This window comes from Streptomyces sp. JB150, assembly GCF_011193355.1.
Taxonomy (GTDB): Bacteria; Actinomycetota; Actinomycetes; order Streptomycetales; family Streptomycetaceae; genus Streptomyces.
Genome location: NZ_CP049780.1, coordinates 2204330 through 2208455, shown reverse-complemented (window position 1 = coordinate 2208455; position 4126 = coordinate 2204330). Strand labels below are relative to the sequence as shown.

The following is a 4126-nucleotide window of genomic DNA, read 5'->3' as shown; positions in this document are numbered from 1 at the left end:
GCCGGGGCTGGGGGTGCGGCGCGGGGGGCCGGGCGGCCGCGGGGGGGGGCACCGCGGGGCCGGCCACCGGCTGGGGCGCGGGCTGGGCCGCCGGCAGGGGCACGCCCGCGTCGAGCCCCGCGTTCAGCCCCGCCGCGAGGCCCTGCACCCCCGCCCCGTTCGTCGCCCCCACCAGCCGGTCAACCGCCGCCGTGCCCGAGCTGTAGCCGGTCCCGGTGCCCGGCTCGGGCACGGCGGCTCCCCTCCTGGTCCCGTAGAGCACCTGTTCCAGGCCGGACACCAGGCGACGCACGTCGACCTGGGGGCGCACCACGAGCCGCAGGAAGCGACTGGACGAACCGATCTTGTTGCCGCACTCGCGGACGAGGATCCGGTGCTCGGTGAGCAGCCGGTCCCGCACCACGGTGCCCTCCGCGCCGACGGGGAGCCGGACGAAGAGGAAGTTGCCCTGTGAGGGGTAGACGGTGAGGCCGGGCAGGGCCGAGAGCAGGCTCGACATCTCCAGGCGGTCCCGGCGCACCTGCTCCAGGCTCCGCGCGTACTCCCGGCCGTGGTCGCGCAGCATGAACACGACGTGCTCGGCGAACGCGTTCAGGTTCCACTTCGGCAGCATGGAGCGGATCCGCCCGGCCAGCGCCGGGTTGGCCACCAGGTAGCCGAAGCGGATGCCGTGCAGGCCGAAGTTCTTGCCGAGGCTGCGCAGCACGATCGCGTTGGGGCGGAGCATCGCCTCCTGGACGACGGACGGTTCGCTCTCGGCGTCGCAGAACTCCAGGAACGACTCGTCGACGATGACCAGGTCCCGGTCCGCCATCGCGTCCAGGAACTCCACCACCGCCTGCTTGCGGAGGTAGCCGCCGTCGGGGTTGTTGGGGTTGCACAGCACGACGGCCCGGGTGCCCCGCGCGCGGATGAAGTCCGCGTACCGGGCGAGGTCGAGGGCGAAACCGCCGGACTCCTGCAGCGGGAACATGTCGACCCGCTTGCCGGTCTCCATCGGCTGGTCGGTCCACCGGCCGAAGGTGGGGACGGGCACCGCCAGCGACTCGCGCACCAGCAGGTGGTCGATCCAGGTGATCAGCTCCGTGGAGCCGTTGCCCATGGCGACGCACTGCGGCGGCAGCTGGAGCAGGTCGCACAGCTCGGCGGTGATGGTGTCGGCGCCGCTCGGGTAGTACGTGAGGATGTCCCGCAGCCTCGCCGCCATGTCCTCGAACATCGCGGGGGTGGGGAAGTACGGGTTGCAGGGGATGCAGAAGTCCACCGGGCCGGCCCCGTCGCCCCCGCCGTGCCGGGTCAGCGCCGCCATCGACGGGCTGTGCGCCGAGCCGCCGCGGAACAGCGCGGTGACGTTGTCAGCCATGGGGCCGGCCAAGGGAACCTCCGTCTCTGGGTGGCCCGCGCGGGGGAGCACGGGCCGCCCATGGATACGGAGCCGGCCGAGACGCCGTTCAACTCCTGTGAAGGAAGCGTGATGTCACGCGCTGAACGAGTGCACCGTCGTCGAGCGGTACGTCTGCCCGGGGCGCAGCACCGTCGACGGGAACGACGGCTGGTTCGGCGAGTCCGGGAAGTGCTGGGTCTCCAGGCAGAGCGCGTCGCCCTGCCGGTAGACCCGGCCGCCGGAGCCGACGAGGGTGCCGTCGAGGAAGTTGCCGGAGTAGAACTGCAGGCCCGGCTCGGTCGTCGCGATCCGCAGGGTGCGGCCGGAGCGCGGGTCGCGCAGCGTGGCGACGTGCTCGGGCCGGCCGGTGATGCCCTTGTCCAGCACCCAGTTGTGGTCGAACCCCTGGCCGTACAGCACCTGCTGGTGGGCGTCCCGGATGTCCTCGCCGACGGTCTTGGCGCGGCGGAAGTCGAAGGGGGTGCCCGCGACCTTCGCCAGCTCGCCGGTGGGGATCAGGCCCGCGTCGACCGGCGTGTAGCGGGAGGCGGCGATGGACAGCTCGTGGTCGTAGACGGTGCCGCTGCCCTCGCCCGCCAGGTTGAAGTAGACGTGGCTGGTGAGGTTGCAGACCGTCGGCTCGTCCGTCGTCGCCGCGTAGTCGATGCGCCAGTCGCCGGCCCGCGTGAGGGTGTACGTCACCCTCGTCCGCAGCGTGCCGGGGTAGCCCATCTCGCCGTCGGCGCTCGTGTACGACAGGCGCAGGCCCACGTCGGAGCCGCGGGTGAACGGCTCGACGTCCCACACCCGCTTGTCGAAGCCCTGCGCGCCGCCGTGCAGGCTGTTCTCGCCGTCGTTGACGGACAGCCGGTACTCCGTGCCGTCCAGGGTGAAGCGGCCCTGGGCGATGCGGTTGCCGTAGCGGCCGATCAGCGCGCCGAAGTAGGGGCTGGAGGAGACGTAGTCCTCGATGGTGTCGAAGCCCAGCGACACGTTCGCGTACCGGCCGCGCCGGTCGGGCAGCTCCAGGGACTGGACGATCCCGCCGTAGGACAGCACCTTCAGCCGGGTGCCGCCGTTCTCCAGCGTCCAGCGGTGCACCTTCGTGCCGTCGGCGAGCTTGCCGAAGAGCTCCTTCACCGGCTTCCTTCCTCCCGAGGCGTGGGCGGTGCCGCTGAGCGCGGCGGTGACACCGGCGGCGGCCGCCCCGGCGATGACGGTACGTCTGCTCATGTCCATGTGCATAGTGCGGCTCCCGGATAAGGAGGGGCCCCGCCTTCCGGCGGGGCCCCGGCTGACTTACGAACCGGACTTGCGCTTGTTCCACACGTCGAACCCGACCGCCGCCAGCAGGGCGAGTCCCTTGATCACCTGCTGCCAGTCGGTGCCGACGCTGAGGAGGTTCATGCCGTTGTTCAGCACGCCGAGGACCAGGCCGCCGATGATCGCGCCGAGCACGGTGCCGACACCGCCGCTCATGGACGCGCCGCCGATGAACGCCGAGGCGATCGCCTCGAGTTCGTAGTTCAGGCCGGCCTTCGGAGACGCCGCGTTCAGCCGGGCGGCGATCGCCAGACCGGCCAGGGCCGCGAGCACGCCCATGTTCAGGAAGACCAGGAAGGTGACCTTCTTGTCCTTCACACCGGACAGCTTCGCCGCCGGCAGGTTGCCGCCGATCGCGTAGATGTGCCGGCCGAAGACCGAGTTGCGCATCAGATAGCCGTAGCCGACCACCAGCGCGCCCAGGATCAGCAGAATGATCGGCGCGCCCTTGTAGCTGGCGAGCAGCAGGGTGACGGTGAGCAGCGCGGCGGCGATGGCGACCAGCTTGAGCAGGAACAGGTTCAGCGGCACGACGTCCAGCGCGAACTCCTGCTGCCGCTTGCGGTCGCGCAGCTCCTGCAGGACCACGAAGGCGATCAGGACGAAGCCCAGCAGCAGCGTGATGTTGTGGTAGTTGGTCTCCGGGCCGACCTCCGGCAGGAAGCCGTTGCCCATCTTCTGCAGGCCGTCGGGGAACGGGCCGAGGGTCTGGCCCTCCAGCAGGATCTCGGTGACGCCGCGGAAGACCAGCATGCCGGCGAGGGTGACGATGAACGACGGTATGCCGAGATACGCGATGAAGAACCCTTGTGCCGCGCCCGCGACCGCGCCCGCCAGCAGGCACAGGACGACCGCGACCGGCCACGCCATGTCGTGCTGCACGGTCAGTACGGCGGCGAACGCGCCCACGAACGCGGTCAGCGAGCCGACCGACAGGTCGATGTGGCCCGCGATGATCACCAGCATCATGCCGATCGCGAGGATCAGGATGTAGCTGTTCTGCAGGACCAGGTTGGAGACGTTGCGCGGCAGCAGCAGGTCGCCGTCGGTCCACACGGCGAACAGGGCCACGATCAGGCCGAGGGCGAGCAGCATGCCGTACTGGCGCATGTTGCGTCGCAGGCCGTCCAGCACCAGGTGGAGCAGGCCTCCGCCCGACGCCGGTCCGGAGGAGCCCGGCGGCGCCGGGGCCGGGCTCTTGGCGGTCACATCCGTGCTCATCGGGTTACCTCTTTGTCCTTCGTCATCTGGCGCATCAGCGATTCCTGCGTGGCCTCGGCCCGCGAGAACTCACCCGTCAGCCGCCCGGCGGCCATGGTGTAGATGCGGTCGCACATGCCGAGCAGCTCGGGCAGCTCGGAGGAGATGAAGACGACCGCCTTGCCCTCGGCGGCCAGCTTGTCGATGACCGTGTAGATC

Annotated in this window: 3 protein-coding genes and 1 pseudogene; all 4 read right to left on the bottom strand. The window is 70.6% G+C overall.

The window, feature by feature from the left end; translation table 11 throughout:
* A partial coding sequence (locus tag G7Z13_RS10305; protein ID WP_165998038.1) for a histidinol-phosphate transaminase occupies nt 1-1363 on the bottom strand: 1363 nt, incomplete at its 3' end.
* A gap of 114 nt (nt 1364-1477) precedes the next feature.
* Nucleotides 1478-2623: an aldose epimerase family protein gene (locus G7Z13_RS10300; RefSeq protein ID WP_165998036.1), complete on the bottom strand. Its 1146-nt coding sequence runs from the start codon at nt 2621-2623 to the stop codon at nt 1478-1480.
* 60 nt (nt 2624-2683) lie between these two features.
* On the bottom strand, nt 2684-3928 hold the full coding sequence (gene mmsB / locus G7Z13_RS10295) for a multiple monosaccharide ABC transporter permease (RefSeq protein ID WP_165998034.1): 1245 nt from the start codon (nt 3926-3928) through the stop codon (nt 2684-2686).
* Nucleotides 3925-4126 (bottom strand): annotated as a pseudogene (locus G7Z13_RS10290) (ABC transporter ATP-binding protein); the annotation flags it as partial. The pseudogene G7Z13_RS10290 and the gene mmsB, both read right to left, overlap by 4 nt.